The sequence below is a fragment of the Paenibacillus sp. BC26 genome, from assembly GCF_900116125.1.
Taxonomy (GTDB): domain Bacteria; phylum Bacillota; class Bacilli; order Paenibacillales; family Paenibacillaceae; genus Paenibacillus_Z; species Paenibacillus_Z lignilyticus.
In genome coordinates, this window is the sequence record NZ_FPAD01000001.1 from 1,042,886 (window position 1) to 1,064,517 (window position 21,632).

The 21,632-nt window shown below is 49.9% G+C and carries 17 protein-coding genes; 12 read left to right on the plus strand and 5 right to left on the minus strand.

From position 1 onward, the window contains the following. Positions 1-16: 16 nt before the first annotated feature. Positions 17-1,483 (minus strand): spore germination protein, encoded by a 1,467-nt coding sequence (locus BM412_RS04375; protein ID WP_091214412.1) that lies wholly within the window; start codon positions 1,481-1,483, stop codon positions 17-19. 152 nt (positions 1,484-1,635) lie between these two features. On the opposite strand from BM412_RS04375, the gene BM412_RS04380 reads away from it, so the two are divergent. From BM412_RS04380 to BM412_RS04410, 7 genes are all read left to right on the plus strand, one after another. Beyond that, positions 1,636-2,664: an ATP-binding cassette domain-containing protein gene (locus BM412_RS04380; RefSeq protein ID WP_091214414.1), complete on the plus strand. Its 1,029-nt coding sequence runs from the start codon at positions 1,636-1,638 to the stop codon at positions 2,662-2,664. Next, positions 2,661-3,476, plus strand: coding sequence for an ABC transporter permease (locus BM412_RS04385; protein WP_091214416.1), 816 nt, complete (start codon positions 2,661-2,663; stop codon positions 3,474-3,476). The genes BM412_RS04380 and BM412_RS04385 overlap by 4 nt, the downstream gene beginning before the upstream one ends. A 42-nt stretch (positions 3,477-3,518) precedes the next feature. Beyond that, positions 3,519-3,977, plus strand: coding sequence for a DinB family protein (locus BM412_RS04390; protein WP_091214418.1), 459 nt, complete (start codon positions 3,519-3,521; stop codon positions 3,975-3,977). 153 nt (positions 3,978-4,130) lie between these two features. After that, positions 4,131-6,143 carry a bifunctional diguanylate cyclase/phosphodiesterase gene (locus tag BM412_RS04395; protein ID WP_091214421.1) on the plus strand — a complete coding sequence of 671 codons (2,013 nt, stop codon included), beginning with the start codon at positions 4,131-4,133 and terminating at the stop codon, positions 6,141-6,143. Positions 6,144-6,259: 116 nt separating this feature from the next. Further along, positions 6,260-8,101: a UbiD family decarboxylase gene (locus BM412_RS04400; protein ID WP_091214423.1), complete on the plus strand. Its 1,842-nt coding sequence runs from the start codon at positions 6,260-6,262 to the stop codon at positions 8,099-8,101. Between the two features lie 106 nt (positions 8,102-8,207). Continuing rightward, positions 8,208-8,519: a hypothetical protein gene (locus BM412_RS04405; protein ID WP_091214426.1), complete on the plus strand. Its 312-nt coding sequence runs from the start codon at positions 8,208-8,210 to the stop codon at positions 8,517-8,519. Between the two features lie 131 nt (positions 8,520-8,650). Continuing rightward, positions 8,651-9,637, plus strand: coding sequence for a cell wall hydrolase (locus tag BM412_RS04410; RefSeq protein ID WP_091214429.1), 987 nt, complete (start codon positions 8,651-8,653; stop codon positions 9,635-9,637). A 585-nt stretch (positions 9,638-10,222) separates the two neighbouring features. On the opposite strand, the gene BM412_RS04415 is transcribed toward BM412_RS04410, so the two are convergent. From BM412_RS04415 to BM412_RS04425, 3 genes are read right to left on the minus strand one after another with little or no spacing between them, the layout of a single operon-like run. Continuing rightward, on the minus strand, positions 10,223-11,383 hold the full coding sequence (locus BM412_RS04415) for a Ger(x)C family spore germination protein (RefSeq protein ID WP_091214431.1): 1,161 nt from the start codon (positions 11,381-11,383) through the stop codon (positions 10,223-10,225). Further along, positions 11,380-12,474: a GerAB/ArcD/ProY family transporter gene (locus tag BM412_RS04420; RefSeq protein WP_091214434.1), complete on the minus strand. Its 1,095-nt coding sequence runs from the start codon at positions 12,472-12,474 to the stop codon at positions 11,380-11,382. Before BM412_RS04420 ends, BM412_RS04415 begins: the two co-directional genes overlap by 4 nt. Further along, entirely contained in the window at positions 12,471-14,018 is a 1,548-nt protein-coding gene (locus BM412_RS04425; RefSeq protein ID WP_091214437.1) for a spore germination protein, read from the minus strand. The genes BM412_RS04420 and BM412_RS04425 overlap by 4 nt, the downstream gene beginning before the upstream one ends. A gap of 211 nt (positions 14,019-14,229) precedes the next feature. Here BM412_RS04425 and BM412_RS04430 point away from each other — a divergent pair, with 211 nt between their 5' ends. Beyond that, positions 14,230-14,481, plus strand: a complete 252-nt coding sequence (locus BM412_RS04430; RefSeq protein WP_091214438.1) for a YolD-like family protein — start codon at positions 14,230-14,232, stop codon at positions 14,479-14,481. 62 nt (positions 14,482-14,543) lie between these two features. Here BM412_RS04430 and BM412_RS04435 read toward each other — a convergent pair whose 3' ends face one another. Beyond that, the gene (locus BM412_RS04435; RefSeq protein WP_091214441.1) at positions 14,544-14,978 is read right to left on the minus strand and encodes a hypothetical protein; all 435 of its coding nucleotides are present in this window, start codon (positions 14,976-14,978) and stop codon (positions 14,544-14,546) included. Between the two features lie 244 nt (positions 14,979-15,222). Here BM412_RS04435 and BM412_RS04440 point away from each other — a divergent pair, with 244 nt between their 5' ends. From BM412_RS04440 to allB, 4 genes are all read left to right on the plus strand, one after another. Beyond that, positions 15,223-16,161, plus strand: a complete 939-nt coding sequence (locus BM412_RS04440) for a phytanoyl-CoA dioxygenase family protein (RefSeq protein ID WP_091214443.1) — start codon at positions 15,223-15,225, stop codon at positions 16,159-16,161. A gap of 150 nt (positions 16,162-16,311) precedes the next feature. Continuing rightward, positions 16,312-17,082: a (2Fe-2S)-binding protein gene (locus BM412_RS04445; protein ID WP_143111563.1), complete on the plus strand. Its 771-nt coding sequence runs from the start codon at positions 16,312-16,314 to the stop codon at positions 17,080-17,082. Between the two features lie 185 nt (positions 17,083-17,267). Beyond that, on the plus strand, positions 17,268-19,901 hold the full coding sequence (locus tag BM412_RS04450; RefSeq protein WP_091214449.1) for an SLC13 family permease: 2,634 nt from the start codon (positions 17,268-17,270) through the stop codon (positions 19,899-19,901). Between the two features lie 299 nt (positions 19,902-20,200). After that, on the plus strand, positions 20,201-21,613 hold the full coding sequence (allB, locus tag BM412_RS04455; RefSeq protein ID WP_091214451.1) for an allantoinase AllB: 1,413 nt from the start codon (positions 20,201-20,203) through the stop codon (positions 21,611-21,613). The last annotated feature ends 19 nt before the right edge of the window (positions 21,614-21,632 follow it).

Consider the following 21,632-nt stretch of genomic DNA (forward strand, 5'->3'; position numbering starts at 1 on the left):
TCACCCCCAGAGCTAATCATTCATCGATGTCCCTCTTTTTTAGGTCCCTCTTTTTGTTTGCATTTTTCTTGTCGAATCTTACGGGGTTAGGCGATCTCAAGAAGCTAAATCGATGATGAAACTTGGAATAGGGTGGACGAACGACCGTATCATATAAGTCTGAAGTGCGAAACGGATAGATCGGAACCAAGTAAGGCATCCCGAGAGATGTTAGGCGCAATAAATGGGCAACCAAGGCAAACGTGCAAATGAAAATGCCTAATAAGCCCCATATCTGCGCGGCGAAGATAAATGGAAAACGCAAAATGCGGATCGTCGCGCTCATTCGAAAGATAGGTGTCGTGAAGGAAGCCAACGCCGATAACGCCACAATGATCAATAAAAAATTACTTGTAAGCGCGGCTTCTACGGCTGCCGTTCCGAGCACGATACCTCCGACAATACCAATGGTTTGTCCGATTTTCGTAGGCAATCTGGCGCCGGCTTCCCGTAACAATTCGATGACAAGCTCCATAATGAGCACTTCTACGATAGGAGGAAAAGGGACATTGATCCTCGAGGATACGATCGTTGGCAGAAAGACATTAGAAATACCTTGTCCGTGATAGGTCATAACAGCAACATATAACGAGGAGGCATAGACGGAAAACAGCACCGCAAACACGCGAATCATCCGTAATAAGGAACCGACGATCCAAGGCAAATAATAATCTTCATAAGTGATGAAAAACGACCATAGGTTGACCGGGGCAAAAAAGGCAGTCGGGGACCCGTCCTTCATTACACATAGTTGCCCCGAGGAAACGGCCCAGGCTACATAATCGGCCCTTTCTGTGCCGATTGTCTGCGGAAAGATGGAATTGGAATTATCCTCGATCATTTGTTGAAGCAGCGTGGTGTCCGTGATTTGATCGAATTTCACATCCTTAATGCGCTGTATGCACGTATTTAAATATTGTTCGTTCGCTATGCCTTTGATATAAATAATCGCAACCCTCGATTTGGATATACTTCCGACAGTGAGCTCTTTTACACGTAAATCAGGATAGGGAAGGCGCTTGCGAATCAAGTTAAGATTGACATCCAAGGATTCAACGAAGGCCTCTCGGGGTCCTTCCACGGTGAATTCGACCTCGGGTATCGTGACATTGCGCCCTTTGGATGCAGCCGCATTGATCAAGATACAATGATGGCTTTGCCGGCCTAATTGAATCGCAACATATCCCCGATAGATCTTGCTTTCGATAAGATCCCAATCGGAGGATATTTCTTTTTCCGCTACGGGGACACAGTGGTACAAGTCCTCGAAGGACATGTCGGAATGGTTGCTTAGGCAGCTAAGGATATGCTGCTGCAAGACTTCTTCCTCCGTGAGAGATTTAAAATAGCCGATGAACAAAGTGCCCGCGTTCATCTGATGTTCGTAGCAAACGAAATCCGCGGATTCACCAAGCTCCTTCCAAAACTCTGGGACTGTACTCACTTCTAATCCCTCTTTTCTCTATAATTCCTCCATAAATTGTGTCACGAGAAGAGGGAAATTATGCAAAATCCGATCCGCCCGCTGATGGTTCACATTCAGTTCATAAAGTTGAGATAACATCCTAAGTAATCAGTTATCTAGGAGGAATTGCAATGGTTTATGGAAACAAGGGCGGCTCAAACGGCGAATGGGCCGTTGAAGCGCGAGGGCTCGTCAAAACATTTGGCGATAACCGTGCAGTAGATGGGGTGGATCTGAAAGTGCGTACAGGTTCGATCTATGGCGTACTCGGTCCCAATGGTGCGGGGAAAACAACAACGATTCGCATGCTGGCTACGCTGCTCCGTCCGGACGCGGGTTCGGCGAGAATATTCGGTCATGATGTCGTGAAGGAATCGCAGATTGTCCGTCAATTGATCGGCGTGACCGGCCAGTATGCCTCTGTCGATGAGTCCCTTAGCGCTACCGAGAACTTGATTATCTTCTCTCGGCTGCTTGGGCTGGGGCGGGCGGAATCGCGCCGTAAAGCAGAAGAGCTGCTGGAGGAATTCGGTTTGTCCGAGGCTGCGAAACGTCCGCTTAAGAACTTCTCGGGCGGCATGCGGCGCCGGCTGGATCTGGCCGCAAGCTTGATTGCGCAGCCGCCGCTCATCTTCTTGGATGAGCCGACTACCGGCTTGGATCCGCGAACACGTTCACAGATGTGGGACACGATCCGCCGGCTTGTGAAGACGGGCTCAACGGTCCTGCTGACTACGCAGTATCTCGATGAGGCCGACCAATTGGCTGATCGGATTGCGGTTATCGATACCGGTAAAGTGGTTGCGGAAGGTACCGTAGATGAACTGAAGGCTTCCGTCGGTACTTCATCGCTGCATCTGCGGCTTGCGGATCTCGGGGATAACAACAGTGCGCGCCAAATTATTGAACAGGTGCTGGGCGTTCCGACCAAAATCTCATCCGAAGCGGGCAAAATTACAGCCCCAATGGCAAATGCCGACCTCGTTACCGATCTGCTGATAGCGCTGCGTACGGCCGGCATTCATCTGTCCGAGATGAGCGTGCAGAAACCGACGCTTGACGAAGTATTCCTAACGATTACAGGCGAAGGCGTCAAGGAAGATGCCACAACGACGCAGGCATCCGATGAAGTGTACAAAGCGAAGGAGGCAAGAGCATGAGCGGCACATCCATGAAATCAACAGCAGAGCTTAAATTAAAGAACCATACCAGCCTCGGTCAGACGCTGCGCAACTCGCTCACCATGGCTTACCGGGGACTATTGAAGATTCGCCGCACGCCGGAGCAATTGTTCGATGTCACGCTGCAGCCGATTATTTTCACGCTGATGTTCACCTATATCTTCGGCGGAGCCATCTCCGGCGACGTTGCAAGCTACTTGCCGGTCATCATTCCCGGGATTCTTGTTCAGACGGTCATTACCACCTCCATCGTCACAGGGGTGCAGCTGCGGGAGGACATGGATAAAGGGGTGTTTGACCGATTCAAATCGCTGCCGATCGCCCGTATTGCCCCGCTTGCGGGAGCATTGCTGGCCGATACCATAAGGTATACCATTGCCACGGTGCTTACATTTAGCATGGGCTACATTATGGGATATCGCCCTGAGGGCGGTTTGGAGCATGTTGCCTTAGCTGCTGTACTTGTTATCGCTTGCTCTTGGGCAATGAGTTGGATCTTCGCCTTCTTCGGCGTCATCGCCCGTACCGCTTCGAGCGTACAAGGGATTTCGATGCTGGTGCTGTTCCCGCTTACGTTCTTGTCCAATGCGTTTGTACCGACGGAGACAATGCCGAACTGGCTCCAATGGTTTGTCAAAATCAATCCCATCTCGCATCTCATTTCGGCCGTCCGTGATTTGACCAACAAAGGTACGGTAGGCTGGGATCTGGTCATCTCCCTTATCGGTGCTGCTGTGATTGTGGCAATCTTTGCGCCAATAACGGTAAAAGCTTATATGCGCCGGACATAGTGCATATACTACGTGCTGAGAAACCTAAGGAGCACGACTCAGATGACAATGATCAACGGATTTATTTCAGACTGGCTGAGCCATCGCAGAGTTCTGCACCACATGCTGACGGACGTAACAACCGAGCAGCTCGGGATGAAGCCCTGGGAGAAGGGCATGTCCTTGTCGGGTCTTGTCCTGCATATCACCGGGTCGATGGGGATGTTTGCTTCAACGGTACAGAACGGAGCCTATACGCCGGCAGTACCGTCGATACCCTTCTCGACTATTGAAGAGTTGAAAGCCAATATTGAAGCTGAAACTGCGCAAACGGAATCGATTCTGAGAACGATCATGCCGGAGCAATTGGATCAACCGATCGATTTCTTCGGCAATGTCCTTCGCGGCAGCGTCTTGCTTCAGAATGCCAAGGATCATGAAATACATCACAAAGGTCAAATGTTTATCTATCTGCGAATTGCGGGTATCGAGAAGCTGCCGTTTTTCGTCAGCCGAGGATAGAGGAAGTTAAGCAAGAAAGCCACTTCGACCGGAAGTGGCTTTTTTTGATCTTTTTTGACATCAAATATTTCTGCTATCAGAGAAATGTCGAATAACATATAATAGGAGTACTTATATCAATTCGTCCGAAAAGAGGGGGTTCCCATAGAGCGTATGCAGGGTCACTATAACATATGGATTGTCCTTCTATCATTTGCGATTGCCGTTATGGCCTCGTATTCAGCATTGAATCTAGCAGGTAAAATTACACGATCGAGTGGCAGAACACGTACGATCTGGTTGATAGCAGGATCAGTGGTCATGGGGATGGGCGTATGGTCGATGCATTTTGTCGGGATGCTGGCCTATCACATGGATACGACAGTGACATACGATACGACTACGACGATTCTATCGTCGCTCGGAAGCATCCTGGCATCGTTTATCGCCTTTCGCATTACGGCCAGAAGCCAGTCCAGCCCGCTGAGGTATGCTTTAGGCGGTTTGATTATGGGATGCGGCATCGTGGCGATGCATTACACAGGCATGAGCGCGATGCGCATGCCGGGACAAATTACATACGATGTACCGTTATGGTTACTATCTGCTTTCATCGCGCTGGCAGCCTCTTACGCTGCGCTTTATTTGTTCCACAAGCTTCGCTACTCTCCTGATTTCACTTTATGGAAGCTCATTTCTGCAATCGTAATGGGTATCGCCATTTGCGGCATGCATTACACGGGCATGGCGGCAGCGAAATTTACTTCAAGCGGGGAGATCCATCATGCGATGGGCAGCGGAGAACCGCAGTTTTTTCTACTGTTCGGCGTAACCGTATCGACCTTCTTTATACTGGCTGTTTCGTGGGGCGCGGTTTTCTTCGATCGGCATGTACTGGAGAAGATGGCTTATTACGACCAGTTAACCAACTTGCCTAATCGGCATGACCTTCAGCGGTTTTTCAACGAGAAGAATGATCGCCTGGAGCAGGGGGCATTCCTCTTTATTGATTTGGATCGGTTTAAAATGATTAACGACACGCTCGGACATGACGTTGGCGATATGCTGCTTCAGCAGGTAGCGGATCGACTGCGCTTATGCGCTACTGACGGGGAACTGATATTCCGGCTCGGAGGCGACGAGTTCCTGGTCGTGGCAAGAACGTCGGAAATCGCCGTATTGGAGCAGCTGGCTCATAATTTGTTGAACCAGATCAAACAGGCTTACTTTATTGAAGCGCATGAGCTGTATGTTACGTGCAGCATCGGAATCAGCCATGCTCCTTATCATGGCGTTGACCGTTCTTCGCTGCTGAAAGCAGCGGATACGGCGATGTATGCGGCGAAGGTGGACGGCAAGAACAGATTCCGCATCTTCGACGAAGAGATGAGCCGCAACCAGATTCGCAAGCTGGTGCTGGAGAAAGATATGCGCAAAGCGATGGTTCACGGCGAATTCACGATCATGTATCAGCCGAAGTGGGATACAGGCTCTGACCAATTGAGCGGCATGGAAGCTTTGATGCGCTGGCAGCATCCTGAACTGGGCTCCGTATCGCCAAGTGAATTTATTGCGGTAGCAGAGGAAACGGGCATGATCATTCCGATGACACGCTGGATGCTGCAAGAGGTGTGCAAGCAGAACAAATATTGGCAGGAGAACGATAACATTCACACCTGTATCTCGGTGAACATGTCGATTCGGATTTTCGAGAGCCAGCTGCTGTTCGAGATGGTGGACGAGGCATTGCGGATATCGGGATTGCCGGGCCACTATTTGGAGCTGGAGATAACGGAATCCATTGCGAAGAGTGATGTTAACGATATTATTGAGCAATTGCGCAGCATCCGCGATCTGGCCGTGAAGGTATCGCTTGATGATTTCGGAACGGGATATTCCTCGCTCGGTACTTTGGACGAGCTGCCGGTGGATACGCTGAAGATCGACCAAATCTTTATTCACAAGAGCGCGCAGCTGTCCAAGCAAGCGATCATTAGCAATATCATTGCCATCGCCAAGAACTTGAACCTCGAAGTAGTGGCCGAAGGCGTGGAGACGCAAGATCAAATCGACATCCTGCAGTCCAGAGGCTGCCATGTCATGCAAGGCTTCTATTACAGTAAGCCGATGACGGCTCGGGATATGACAGCTTGGCTGGAGCAGAAGCAGCAAGCGGTTACGGTATAATATCGGCCAGCACTTCTTACAGAGCGTTCCGAGACCACTCGGCACGCTCTTTATTTTCCTAACGATAAGGCTATAATGAAAGATAGCAAAGGAAGCTCAGAGATTGGAGTCATACGATGAACTATCGAAGTTTGGAAGAATGCATTACGGATCTGGAACGAAACGGCCATCTGGTCCGTGTTCGGGAAGAAGTAGACCCGCATCTGGAGATGGCGGCGATCCATATGAAAATGTTCGAAATCGGCGGTCCTGCCTTATTATTCGAGAAGGTCAAAGGTTCGAAGTTTCGGGCCGTTTCCAACCTCTTCGGAACGGTGGAGCGCAGTAAATTTATTTTTCGGCATACCTGGGATTCGGTTCAGAACGTCATTGCGCTGCGCAATGATCCTATGCAAGCTCTTAAGAACCCGTTCAAACATATCGGGACAGGCCTTGCCGCTCGGAAAGCGCTGCCGGTACGAAAGTCCGGCGGACAGCCTGTTGCCATGCAGGAAATTCAAATCAGCGATCTTCCGCTGATCAAACATTGGCAGGACGACGGCGGTGCCTTTGTCACCTTGCCGCAAGTGTATACGGAAGACCCCGAGAAACCGGGCATAATGAATTCCAATTTGGGGATGTACCGGATTCAGCTTAGCGGGAACGATTATGTAATGAATAAAGAAATTGGCGTTCATTATCAAATTCATCGCGGAATCGGCGTGCATCAGAAGAAAGCAAACAAGCTGGGCGTCCCGCTCAAAGTAAGCTGCTTTATCGGCGGTCCTCCGGCGCATACGCTTTCTGCGGTCATGCCGCTGCCGGAAGGCATGAGCGAGCTTACGTTCGCGGGATTACTCGCAGGGCGTCGGTTCCACTACAGCTATATCGATGGCTTTTGTATCAGCAATGATGCCGATTTTGTCATCACCGGAGAAATTCATCAGGGTGAGACCAAACCGGAAGGACCTTTCGGCGATCATTTGGGCTATTACAGCCTCACCCATGAGTTCCCGGTCATGAAGGTGCATAAAGTATATGCCAGACCGGGCGCGATCTTCCCGTTCACCGTTGTCGGTCGCCCGCCTCAAGAGGACACGGCATTCGGCGCACTCATTCATGAACTGACGGGGGATGCGATTCAGCAGGAAATTCCCGGCGTCAAAGAAGTTCATGCTGTCGATGCCGCAGGCGTTCATCCGCTGCTATTTGCGATTGGCAGTGAAAGGTACACGCCTTATACACAAGTCAAGCAGCCTGCGGAGATTCTCACGATTGCGAACCGTATTCTCGGAACGGGGCAATTGAGTCTGGCGAAGTATTTGTTTATTACCGCAGAAGAGGATCAACCGGTGGATACGCATGATATAGAAGGGTTCCTTACCTATATCCTGGAACGAATGGATCTCCGGCGCGATATCCATTTCTACACGAATACGACGATCGATACGCTGGATTATTCCGGAACCGGCTTAAATACCGGCAGCAAGGTGATTTTCGCCGCGGTGGGAGATAAGAAGAGAGTGCTGTGCCAAGAGGTTCCAGAGGTCTTGAAAGATCTTCCCGGATATGAGCATGCTTCGCTTGTAATGCCGGGCATTGTCGCCATCCAAGGGCCAGCATTCAGCAATTACGCCGAAGCTGAGCAGCAATTCAAGGCGTTGTCCGAGGCGATTCATGCCAGAGGGGCGATCCATGCTTGTCCGATGATTATCGTTTGTGACGACAGCCGATTCGTAAGCGAAACGCTGAATAATTTCTTGTGGGCGACCTTCACGCGCAGCAATCCCTCCCATGATATCTATGGCGTAAACAGCTATTACGAATTCAAGCATTGGGCATGCGATAATGTGATTATCGACGCCCGCACGAAGCCGCATCAAGCACCGCCGCTGCTGCAGGATCCCGTGGTGGAGGAGAACATTAAGCGCTTCTTCGCAGAGGGAGCCAGCTTAAGCGGTATCTACCCGAAAGCCTAATCGCTCCAGTACCAGCCACTCCATTCGTAACAGTCCCGGCCCGACCTTAGCAGGTCGGGTTTATTTCTGCTAAAATATAAGCATCAATTTATATTGGAGGCCGATTATGAGTCAGCGTTACCGCATTACGAGATCGTTACAAGCCCATGAGGATGCTGCCGCTTCCACCATTTCGCTGGAGGAGTGCAAGCAGTATTTTGCGTCCAAGCCGGATTTCACCTATACATCCGTTTTTACCGTGAAAGGAGCGACTGCCATGTCCATAGAAGGTGATTTCTTCATGTGGAGCTATGGCGATATCCAGATCCCTTTCCGTCATTATCAAGGGGATTTGTACGTTTCCGGCACGAATGAAGCGGTCATTCCGAAGATGGTAGAAGTCGCAAGCGACCTCGTGGCAGACATCGAAGAAGGGTGATTTTTCATCGCAAAGTTAAAGTTTTTATTAATTCTGTGAAAATGTTAATCCTACAGGTGCAATTAGCTGTGTTATAATTTTGCCCAGAGCAAGTTTGGCAGATTATACTACTGATGAGCTTGGAGGTATTCATGATCAGACCATTCAAGCCGCTTATCGTAACGATGGCTTTGGCATTACTTCTGATTGGAATTGGGCCAATGTCCATCGTTTCAGCAGCGGAAACTACTAATAAGACCCATATTGCGATTGAACTGAATGGCGAGACGGTGAAGCTGGCCGATCCTGCAATTATGGTAGGGAACAGAACTTACATACCCGTAGCTCGCGTTGCGCAGCTGCTCGGCGCTAAGACAAGCTGGAACAAAGCGAATGAGGAATTAACGATAAACACGGCGCTAGGCGATAAGATTGTGCTTGGAAATGAAGTCCCGGTCGTTTATTTCAACGGTGCACGTTACCGGATGGAGGCGCTTCCATTTCTGGCGGATGATAGACTTTATGTGCCATTGCGTCAGCTCTCGGAATTGCTCCATGCCGAATTGAAATGGAATGCCGACACAGATGTGATCGAGCTGAAGACGGTTGAACCGGCGGAGATTACGGACGAATTTGGTTTGGACCAAATCAGTGAGCAATTCGGCGTCACGAAGGAAGAGCTCCTTAAGCGTAACGGTCTATCCGGCGAGTCGAAGATTGCCGCGAACAAGAAGATAAAAGTTGTTGTTCCTTCTTTCTTTCATAAAGCTGCCAAACCATTCACGGAAGCGGATCTCATGCTGCTTGCCAAGATTACGATGGTGGAAGCCGGTTATGAATCGTATGAAGGCCAGCTTGCATTAGCTAATGTGATTTTGAATCGGGTGAAGGATTCGAAGTTCCCGGATTCGATCCGCGATGTTATTTATTCGGGAAGACAATTTCCGCCGGCCCACAACGGGATGCTCGACAAGAGCCAGCCGCATGCAGGTGCGCTGCGTGCAGCCAAGGATGCTCTTAACGGGAAGAATAACGTGAAGGATGCCGTCTATTTCTTCAATCCAGCCGTTTCCAAAGGATCGTTCTGGTCCAGTCTGGACGTGATTACGACAATTGGCCATCATCGCTTCGCCAAATAAAACGATAAAGAAAGCTGGCTCAAAAGTCCCGAGGAATCCGACTTTTGAGCCAGCTTTCTTTTGCATGAAAAATGGTTGGCGGCGGGAACATGAGCGTGCGATGTCTCTGTTCGCGTGGTTCGTGTGGTTCTTGTGGTTCTGGTGGGTACACGTGATGTGACGCAAACGGCGGGCATAACCTGAAAAGTTGTAACGGTCATAAATGGGCATTACATCCATTTTTCGCAATTAGTCTGACTGTATCGGTTATTTTTGTCCCTTAGAGCTGAATCAATAGCGTTTTGAAGCAGGTTTTGGATTCAAATGGACATTTATGACCGTCAAATTTCAATGTTAGGTTTACTGGCCTTTAGCGGACATTTGTGACCAGTAGAATGCTGCATGAGCTGCAAACATTCTACCCTAAGTATGAGAACCGACAGCGAAATGTTGCGCCTAGTTGCATATAAGCAATAAAGCAACATTTTACACTGCAAATTGTGAGAGTCCTCTGGATGATGGTCATGCGATCCGCCACAGTAGATTAATTACACGGTCTTCGCCAATACCGGCTATGGCGGTGAAGAGTGCCACGCTACATATAGGCTACAAAGGACTGTGCAAATCATCCACAACCCCTGTGCTCTTGATAGACACCTTCAGCTTGATGTTTACCTCTGCATCGGAGAATGCGTTCGCCCATTCATTCTGAATCGGTTTCCATGCTTTATACTGGTACGCTCTCGCGTAGAGTCCGAACCCGAATGGATCAATCTTCTGGTCCTGACATTTGCGGATGATTTGTTGAATTTGCTGCTCTAGCTGCGCAGCGATGGTTTGCTCTAATTTCGGATTGGAAGTCGCCGTGAATTCAGGATCATCAGATTGCAGGGTTGTGATGACAACGTTGAATTTCAGCGAGACATCAAACTTGAATTTACCATTGGCTGCATCGGTTTTTACAATGTGATTGCTTTTTAAGATATCGAATGCAACCACATTTTGAACGGCATGGTCTCGATCTTCTCCTTCTTCCGGATTCATTTCAGCCAAATTCAAGATTAATGAAGGTGTTCCCTGGAATTTATTCAGCAAGAGATGAAACAGCGTCGTTTCTTGAAGCGAGAAATGCTCCTTCAACTCTCCTTGTTTATTAAGCAATGCAGTTCCGGTGACAATGACGTTTTTCTTTTCTTTCTTCACTTGCGTTAAGGATGCTGTCATTCCTTTATCCTTCATCTCGCGGCGCAGCTCCTGCAGGTTCCTGGATACCGTGATGTTGCCATTAAACGAAGTTTCAATCAGTTTTCTCACATGAAGGGAGAGACGGGGTTTATCAATCGGTTTTAAGTCAAATATGCTCTTTACCGGGCCATCCACGATGACGACGATCGGGGTCTCCGTCTGTTTCGGCACGCGATAGAAGAGATCGAATAACGAATACCAGTCTTTCTGCTGCAGCAGCCGCTTCCCGATTAGAATCGTTTGAAGCTTCCCGCCTGTAGTGATCCCTGTTAGCTTGGCATCGAATTCAGCGCGTGCGAGTCGGATCGAATTCGCGTGTACGGATGCCGTTTCGGATTTTTCCTGCGCTTCCTTATAGAAGACCGGGCTCTGCGAGAAGACGATAATATGATTCTCCTCATCTACATCGATTCCGAGCATAAGGGAGATCGAGGCATCCTCTAAATTCATTTGATCGTAGCAGCCGGGCAGCAGCAGAACGAACATTGTGGCCGTGACCAGGAGTTTCATGAAGCGGGTCATCGAACCGCCCCCTTAGGTCTCATAATTCTGGTATACCCCAGCAGGAACAACGGCAAGAGGAACGCAACATACCAGCCTGTCTGGCCAAATAGCATAAGGAGCGAATGGTGTGCATTACTGGTGGGTTTATAGAATATCGACAATAGAAGTAAAACGATCATCGTCATTTTCACGTACGGCTCATGGTCTTGTTTTCCCAGCACTTGACTGATCCCAAACGTAGATGCGTACAAATAATAAGTCCACACTCGAAAGATTAAGAACAAATAGGCAACCAAGACGATAATTTCGATCCGTTCCAAGAAGCGGAATTCAATAATCTTCAATACCTTTAAGGTCGGATATTTGTAGGACGTGATGTCGTCAGGCGAGAAAAACAGAAAACATATCAAGATGACCGTCATATAAATGACAAGCGTAATGCTATTCCCGGCGATAATGCCAATCGTCGCTTTATCTTTATGTTTGAGAAACGGATACAGAATAAAGCTGATTTCAAACCCGAGAAAGGATAGGCCTGTCGTGTTTACGGCATGCAGCACAGGCATCCAGCCATCCTTGAGGACCGGCAGCAGATAAAGCCAGTGGGCTTCTTTCAAGGGATATAGGCAAACAAGCATAATCCAAATTAACCCCCAAAAGGTAATTTCCGCATATCTGGCGAGAATTCGAATATGGTTACGGGCAAGGCTGTATGTGGGCAAGGCAAACAAGAGTACCATAAGGAAATTGGGTGTATTGGCCAGCAGCTCCATTTTGAAGAAGCCGATGGATGCGATAAAAGTGACATAAAATCCGAACATGAAGTAGACGATGATACAACCGTTTAGAATAACGCCTATCCCTCTACCGAAGTAGCGAAAGATCAGATCGTAGATGGTGTCATCTTGGTGCTTCTTCATCACCTGAATAATAAGAATGCTGGCAAGAACGGAAATCGCCCAACCCATTAGAAGAGAAATCCAGCCGTCCGATCCGGCATACATCGCTAAATCTGCCGGCAGCGACAATAAGCCAAATCCTAGCTGTGCGCCATGGATCATAAAAATATATTGCATGACGGTTATTTCGTTGAGCGCATATTTTCTCACTTTTTATCACCTCGGTCAGAAGCTTGCTTCTTACTCTGAATGCCTCTGGCACTGAGCGGACGCGTTGTCATTTTCCAAATCGGCAATCGGATGAAGGAGTCTTTCAAGTCCTTAAACCTTAATGGGCTGAAGGGGCTGAAGTAAGGCGTGCCAAGCGATTCCAGTGTTATCAAATGGATTAGGAGCACCAGCATGCCAATGGCTACGCCAAGCAGACCGTAAATGAAGGCAACCAGCATCATGGGGAAGCGAATTAACCGGATGGCGGAGGACATGTCGTTATTCGGGATGATAAACGAAGATAGCGCCGTCAGCGAAACAACGATAACCATGATATTGCTCACGACTCCTGCTTGCACTGTCGCTTGTCCAATGACGATCGCACCGACGATCCCGACGGTCTGACCAATCGGAGCCGGCAGTCGAATCCCGGCTTCCTTCAGCATCTCAAGCGTAATCTCCATAATCAAAGCTTCAAGTACCGGGGGAAACGGAACGCTTGCCCGGGATTGTCCAACCGACAACAGCAGCCGAAGCGGGATGACCTCGAAGTTGTACGAGATGACCGCGATATAGAATGACGGCAAGAAGATCGTAATAAAGAAAGCAAGAAATCGCAGCATCCGAATAAAGGAGGAGACTTGCCAGCGATTGCTGTAATCATCGATCGTTTGGAAGAACATGGCAAAATTAGCCGGGCCGATCAGCACCTCCGGAGACTTATCGATCACGATGGCTAAACGTCCTTGCAAAATATGCGATGCTACGGAATCCGGCCGTTCTGTCGTAATAAATTGCGGAAAGGGAGAGTACGAGTTGTCTTCGATGAACTCCTCCAGCTCGCCGCAGGATAGGATCGCATCGATATCAATTTGATCGATCCGTTCGATTAACTCCTGCAGCAACTCAGGATTAGCCACGTCAGCCAAATATAAAATGCTGAGCTTCGTCATCCCGCGTTCTCCGACGCTGGTTTCTTTTATTTTCAATTCCCGGTTCGGAATGTATCTTCGAATAAGGGCGATATTCTGGCAGCCCGTTTCCACGAAGCCTTGGTGAGCCCCTTTTAATGAAGCTTCCATTTGAGGGTCTTCGATGGCTCTTTGCGGCCAGCCATGCGTATCCAGAAGAGTAGCCGTGCTGCTATGATCCACGAATAAGACACTTGTTCCTTGCAAAACGGATTGTTCGATCTGATATAAATCTGTTGCCGTACGAATTCCGCCGACGGTAATGATATGCTCGATTTCAGCATCGGCCACTGTCTCGTGCATGAGCGGGCGAAGCACATCGTTATTGATAGCAACCTTGTCCGTCATATTATCAAGATAGACGAGAGCTGCCCGCTCTTGCGTCGATTTGATGAGAAAACGTCGAGTAATGAGATCGGGAGTTTGGGTGAGCAGCGCTTGTAAATCAGCAATGTTGGCGTCCATTTCGGCGCTTAGCGGCTTCGCTGCTTGCTGCTTCTTCGGTTGAGGTGCTGCTTTGTGCTGCCGGCTGTTTTGCCGCTTGCCTCGAAGTATGTTGCGGAACAACCCCATCGCTGAACACCTCCACTACACTCATTTTGGTTATTTTGCGACAAATTGGGATATTTATGCACTTCTATTTCGTCCTCTTTCTAGTGCCGAAAGGTTTTTTATTTGTAGTAGAAATTATTTGGTATAATAGGATGTCTGGGCACTTGCTAGGCGCTCGTAGAGCCATTTAACAACAGAAATGACGGTTTCATATAGATAGGGAGTGACGGCAGTGGCAAAAGCTAAGGTTCCAAAAAGACCGACTCGGGACGAGTTCGTACTGGAGGAATTGGGTAATCAATTGGTTGAAGCGTACCAAGAGGAATCCATCATCGTGTTATCGGTGTGGGGAAGAGAAGAGGCTGTCCAAGGTCAAATCGTCACGATGGATTCACGGACAGGTCGGGTGCATGTGGAAACTGCCGAGGGCTTGCAGAAGGTTCCGTTCATGGACATCATGCAAGTGAATTATCCAAGAGCATAAATAGGCAAAATAAAAAGCTGCCGGCTGGTACCGGCAGCTTTGTTGCGTTCTTATGGTCAGCCTTAATAACAGCTTTCATCTACTGTGATTTCTTTATCGGTTACCTTCACTTTCGTATATCCGGTAAGATGTTCCGTATAGGAGCAAACGGATCGCTCGAAGGACTCCCCGTTTGAATTGGTGAACTTGAGGTAGATGCTGCTTTCGCCGACGGAACTTAACTTCGGTTTGATGTGCCGACTTGTCCCGCTGCGAATAGGCTCTGCGTGTAAGTTCGGTTGAACCTTGATCGTGTTCCCGGCATCGCCGCTTGTCAGTAAACCGGTTTCAACGGTGACGAGGTCGAAGCTGGATTTGTTATCAATTCGGACGGTGAAAGCTCGATTCTCTTTGACGATGTCTAGTTGCAGCACATAATTGCCAAGCAGAAGAAGTCCGGTGAGTAAGGCGGCAAAGCAGATGACAGTTACAATTACGGACTTGGGGATGCGTTTCATTGTGTTCCTCCTATTTCATTGCATGTATTCCGCTATTACTATAGACGTTCCGGATGGCGAAATGTTATCAGCCCATAGGGTAGGAATTTTGTGTTCAGAACCTCCGATAATTGTTAGAAGTCATGCAGAGCTTCCTACGATATTCCCAGTAGCTAATGAAAATCCTCTCTCCCACTGAACCTCTAAAAGCGCTAACATAAGGACAAGCGAGTTCAATCATCTCACAACCTAGGGAGTGTTTAGATTGCCTAAAGTACTTTCGGAAGAACAAGTGAAGCATTTTATAGACAAAGGCTGGGTAAAGATCGAGCAAGCCTATCCGCGGGAAGAAGCGCTTAAGGTTCAGGATTTCTTGTGGGAGGAATTGGCGCAGCGCGGCGTGAATCGAGATGATTCAAGCACATGGACGCAGCCTGTCGTCCGGCTTGGCGACTACGTGCATCCGATCCACAACGGTTTGAATTCGGATCGGCTGACAGGCGCGATCGAGGATTTGATCGGCGAAGGCCGCTGGCAGCTGGGCAAAGAAAGAGAGAACGTCAGCTGGGGCGGCTACATCGTTAACTTCGGACCGGAGGTGCCGGGCAACTGGCATTACGACGGCAGCCACTTCCGTCATTACCTGGACAGCTGGGAACAAGGCGTGCTCCTGGTTTGCTTGTTCTCTGAGGTTCACAAAGGCGGATCCGGGACATTGGTGGCCGAAGGCTCCCATAATATCGTAGCGAAGATGCTGGCGAAGCACCCGGAAGGGATCGGTCTTGGCGAGGCGATTCGCGAATGCAATAAACATCCTTGGCTGGCAGATTTACTTGGCAAAAACAAACCTGTCTCCGATGATATCTATGCCGAGACGCCTTCCGACAATCGTCAAGCGAAGAAGGAGCGCCTGCAGAAGTTTATGGATACTGCTTACGAAGATCCGGACGGTTACTCCCTTCGCGTAGTGGAGACAACAGGCGGTCCCGGCGACATGGTAATCTGCCATCCGTTCCTGTATCACGCTCCATCCGATAATGAGCTGGGCGTTCCGCGTTTCATGTGTAACCGCGTAGCACCGACGCATGAGCGAATGAATTTCAATCGGGAGAATCCCGAGGATTATTCGGTTGTGGAGCGCATGATACGAACGGCGCTCGGCCTCAAAGACGGGGAACCGTGTACATGGGCCAGAACGGAATAGAGAAGTTGAAGTCCACGATCTCATCAATCGTGGACTTTTCTTTATTTCATTGTAGGAAAGTGGTTGTCATGATAAAATGACGACAATGATAATCATTTTCATAGCCGGGGTGAAGAGATGACAATTCCTTATGATTTTTCTTTAATTAATATGTATTTACATATCTCGCCTGAGGGGGCCGATCATATTCTGGATGAAATGCCGGCAACGGATTTCTTTCAGCCTGCTCGCTTGGAAGACATGCTGCGCAAGACGGGGGAAACGGTTCAAGCGACCGACAACCAGCTGGCGGGCTCATTCTTCGGCACTTCACTTTGCAATCTATGCATTACGAAGCTGTATTTCCTATCGGCGTACAACAAGGTGTTGGACTTATCCCTGGAGCATCTCACGTTCCAGATCGATTATGAAGAGGGACACGGACACGCTCATCTGGGTTACAAGATAAACGAGCTCATTGCGCAAGATATTCCGGCCGAGAACGGGGAAGCCTTCGTCTTGGCGGACTGGGAGCAGTTCATCGTTACGGCGGTTAGGCCGGCAGTCGAAGCGATCGCGAGTGCGGCGTCCATGAAACCGGAGATGATATGGCAGCAGTTTGGCGGATTAGCGGGCATGATGATGGAGTTTGTCCATGCCATGCAGCTGCCGGAGCAAGTGAAAGAAGGGTTCAACTATCATTTCAAGCTCCTTACCGAGTCGATTTCTACGGAAGTCTTCAGCCGTAAACGGAATCCGTTTCAGTGGACCCGCCGCTATGTGGCAAACCCTTTGAAACCTGACGAGAACTGGGTCATGCGTTCTTCCTGCTGCCTGTTTGACCGCCGCGTCGACGGGACCAAATGTTATGTTTGTCCGCGCATGACGCCGGAAGAGCGGGAAGTAAGAGCCAAAGAGATGTTGGAAAGCATACCTTCTTAAGCGTCCAAGTGCCGATATAGAAGCCATCGAACACGCCGAATGCGGCGTGTTTTTTGTTGTTTGCTAAGGCGGTAACCGCGATGCTCCGAAATTATCGCGGGCAAAAGAAGGGAACAAGGCGGTTTATGTCGTAAATCATAGAAGATTATCGGAAGCTATAGGTCAAAAGTTTGGGAAGAGGGTCCATGAAACTAATTGAAATTGAAATGTTCAAGCAGCTTTCCAATATGGAGCTGGCGAAGCTGCTCGGGAAGCTGGAGAGGCTTACGCTGCAAGCCGGTGCTACCTTGTTTGAACAAGGGGATCCCGGGGATACGATGTACATTATCGACAGCGGTACGATTGAGCTGTTTACACGTTCGGATGGGATGCGGCATTCGCTAGCTTTTCTGCATGAAGGGGACACGCTCGGGGAAATGGCTCTGCTGACCGGCGAGGCTCGTTCGGCCATGGCGGTTGCCACAACAAATGTCGTATTGATGCAGCTGGATCGAGAAACCTTTGATGCGCTTATTACGGAGCATCCGACGATTTCGGCGTATTTTATCCGACTGATCTCGCAGCGTTTAATGCATACGAATGAACGATTGCGCGATTCGAAGGAAATGCGTTCGCAATGGATCATGCAAGAGCTGAAGCAGCTGCCGGAGCCGCTTGTCGAATTCCTGCTCTGGTCCGCTCATCTGGCTACGATTCACAACGGGCTGATCGAGCTGCGTTTCGGGTTCTCCCTTCAAGAGAAGATGGAGCAATATCCGGTCCTTACCAAATTCCTATCCATAGATGATGATGGAATGAATGAGCCGCAGTGGAGCCAAATCAAGCTCGAAGCCAAGTCAGCCTTGATCGAAATGGCAACCGCTGCTTACAGCTACGAGGAGAAACGGCAATGGATCGAAGATGCGCAGGCCTTCTATACCGAACAGGAGCAGTGGCTGGCTCTTGCGGTTATGTACAAAGATGAAGGCAACTGGGATAAGGTTGTACACACCGTCATAAGGCAGCAAGCGATGTCGGAGCGGGAAGAAACGCAGGCATTCGGATTGCTCTTGGAATGTCCGGTCGAGGTATTGTTGCGCTGTTATGATGCACTGGAGCTGGCTGTTCGCTTAGGTTTTCTTCATGGCCCGGAAGAGGGCTTGCGGATCGTGGAACATGCCGTGAGAGAAGGCACGCTGAATGACAATAAAGTGAAGCTGATTTCGCTTTACGAATGGGGAGCTGAGCTAAGCCGCTTGCTGCATAATCGGCATAAGGCGCTGGAGTACCTGCAGTTGGCAGAAGCAGCAGCTCAGGTATTGTCAGGTCGCAGGCCGCTGGCGATTCAAGACGAGGAACGGGAATATCAGCTTGCCCAGCAGAAGCTGACGAATCGCAAAAGCATGTTCTTCGCGGAGCGGGCAAGCCGCCTCATTCATCCGAGTCAATGGGCTCGCTGGCTCGCGCTCGTTATGGCGCTCAGCATGATTGTGCTCTTCTATTTCATGCCGCCGGTCGCCGGCCTAACTGACAAAGGCATGCTGTTCATCGGAATCGCCATCGCCGCGGTTATTCTATGGATCGTCAATATTATACCGGACTATATTGTAGCGTTGGGAATGGCGATGCTGTGGGTGCTCGGAGGCGTCGTTAAGCCGGAAGTGGCTTTGTCGGGATTCGCTTCCCCTACATGGCTGTATATGATCTTCATCATGTCGATCAGCGTTGTGATTACGAAATCAGGCATTCTATATCGGCTGTCCCTACATGCGTTAAAAAGATTCCCGCCGCATTTTCGCGGCCAGCTCTGGGGGATCGTAGCCGGGGGCATCGTGCTGAATCCGCTCATTCCATCCTCCTCGGCCAAAGTTTCCTTAGGGGTTCCGATCGCCCAAACGTTATCGGAGTCGATGGGCTTTAAGGATCGCAGCCATGGCGCTGCCGGTTTGGGACTCGCGGCTATGGTGTTCTACGGATTTACGGCGCCTTTCGTGCTAACCGGATCCTACACCAACGTCATGGCCTATAGTTTGGCGGGAGCCGCAGTGCCGGTCACCTGGTTGGAATGGGCGCTCTATGCGCTGCCTGCTTTTGTTGTCTTCGGGGCCGTTATGCTGGTAGCGTTGTCGCTTATGTTTAGAGGCAGTACGATTGCGGTCAAACAAGTTTCCGGAAAAGTGCTCGATGAGCAAATCCGTCTGCTGGGGCCGCTGACCAACGAGGAACGCATATCGGTATGTACCGTGGTCGGATGTATCGTGCTCATGATGCTGCAGCCTCTGCATGGCATAGACAGCACGTGGATTATGCTGATCGGTTTCTCGGTTCTGGTCATTAGCGGCGTGCTTGACAGGCAGTCGCTCATCAGCGGCATCGACTGGACGTTCCTGATCTTCCTTGGCATCGCCTTTAGTTTCGCGAATGTGGCCAATGAACTTGGAATCGTGGAGTCGCTGACGGACTTTCTGGGCTCCAACATGTCTTTCTTTATCAGCTCGCCCGCGTTATTCCTGACAGCCGTTATTGTACTGTGCTTTATCGTGACGCTGATCGTCAGAGATGATCCTGCGGTAATCCTGCTGGTGACGGCACTCCTTCCGTTATCCCAGCAAGCAGGCGTGCATCCTTGGATCTTGGTGTTTGTCATCTTGCTATCGACAGATCCATTCTTCTTCAGCTATCAGTCGCCTACTTATTTGACCGCTTATTTCAGCTCAGAGGAGCGAGCGTTCAGTCATCGGCAGGGGCAAAAGGTTGCTTTCGGGTATGCGCTTGCCGTGCTGCTCGCCGTTGTCGTTTCCGTTCCTTATTGGAAGTGGATCGGGCTGCTGCATGAATAGATTCGTTTAGAAGAGTCGCGTTTCGTGACTCTTCTTTTTTATTATGTAAGACTATGTAACGCTGAATTGCCTGCATGTCCATGAAATAGCTCGTTCTAGTTGATGATTTAGCCGCATAAGGTAATAGTTATAAGAATTAGGCAGTGACATTACGAAAAAATCAAGATAATATTAATTTAAAAGTAGTTTTATGTTATATAATCTAACGCATCGAATTTAAGTATAGCAAGGCGGCAAACTTTGAGCATGGTTTCAGGCGAGGTTTGCCGCCTTTCTTGATAAAAAAGGAGGTAGACGAGATGCACGATAAGCAATGGGATCTCCTCATTAAAGGCGGCAGCGTCGTGCTGCCGGACGGAGTTGAGGTACTCGACATCGGGATTACGGATGGACGAATAACCGGCTTGGCATCGAATCTATCAACGGAGGCTGCGAAGCTCATCATTTCAGCAGCAGGTAAGCATATTTTTGCCGGCGTAGTGGATGCCCATGTGCATTTCAATGAACCCGGGCTTGGAGATTGGGAAGGCTTCGCTACCGGGACTGCGGCACTGGCTGCCGGTGGCTGCACCTCGTTCATAGATATGCCGCTTAATGGGCTGCCTCCAACCGTAAACCTACCCGCTTTAAAGTTGAAGCTGGATGCAGCAGCCGGAGAGAACGGTTCGCGCGTGGATTTTGCCGTCTGGGGAGGGCTTGTCCCCGGGAATATCGGCGATTTGTCGGCACTATCGGAAGCGGGAGTGGTCGGGTACAAAGCATTCATGTCCTACCCCGGGGACACGGGTGATGGCTGCTTCATGAATGTGGACGCCGAGACATTGCTCGAAGGCATGAAAGCGATCGCCTCGCTGGGCGGGATCTTGGCGCTGCATGCGGAGGATGAAGCGATTGTATCGGCGCTGGCTGCTGCCAAGCAAGCGGAAGGCAAGGTGAGCATGCGAGATTATTTGGATGCCAGGCCGCCGGCCGCTGAATGGGAGGCGGTAAAGCAGGCGCTGCATATGGCGCAGCAAACGGGCTGCAAGCTGCATTTTGTCCATATCAGTACGCCTGAGGCGATTGATCTTATTCGTGAGGCTAAGCAATCGGGACTCGATGTCTCCGCGGAAACCTGTCCGCATTATTTGGTTTTCACGGACGAGGATGTGATACGGATTGGCGCCGGTGCGAAATGCTCGCCGCCGATACGTTCCCATCGCGAGCGCGAAGCATTATGGAGACAGCTCGCTGAAGGTGCGATCACTATTATCGCTTCCGATCACTCGCCTTGCCCGCCGGCGATGAAGGAAGTAAAGGATGGGAACTATTTCGGCGTTTGGGGAGGCATCCTTGGCGCGCAGAGCTTGCTTGAAAGCATCGTGAGCGAGGGCGGGTTGAAACGCGGCATTCCGCTTCACGTGTTGTCGAGGGCCATGTCGGCAGCGCCGGCAGAACGATTCGGATTCGGGGAAAAGAAAGGGCAGATATCGCTCGGATTTGATGCCGACTTGGCAATTGTGGATTTGGATTCTCCCTATGTGCTTACCGAGCAGCATTTGAAATATCGGCATCGGCACAGCGCATATGTCGGTTATGCGTTTGGCTGCCAAGTAGACATGACTCTGCTGCGCGGGAATATCCTCTATAACAGAAGCGCAGATGCAGGTGACAAGGATACAACTGTCCGATCGCTGGGTCAGCGACTTCGGCCGCGTGCTTCGGGGATTTGAATAGGCGGGGAGGGGGCGT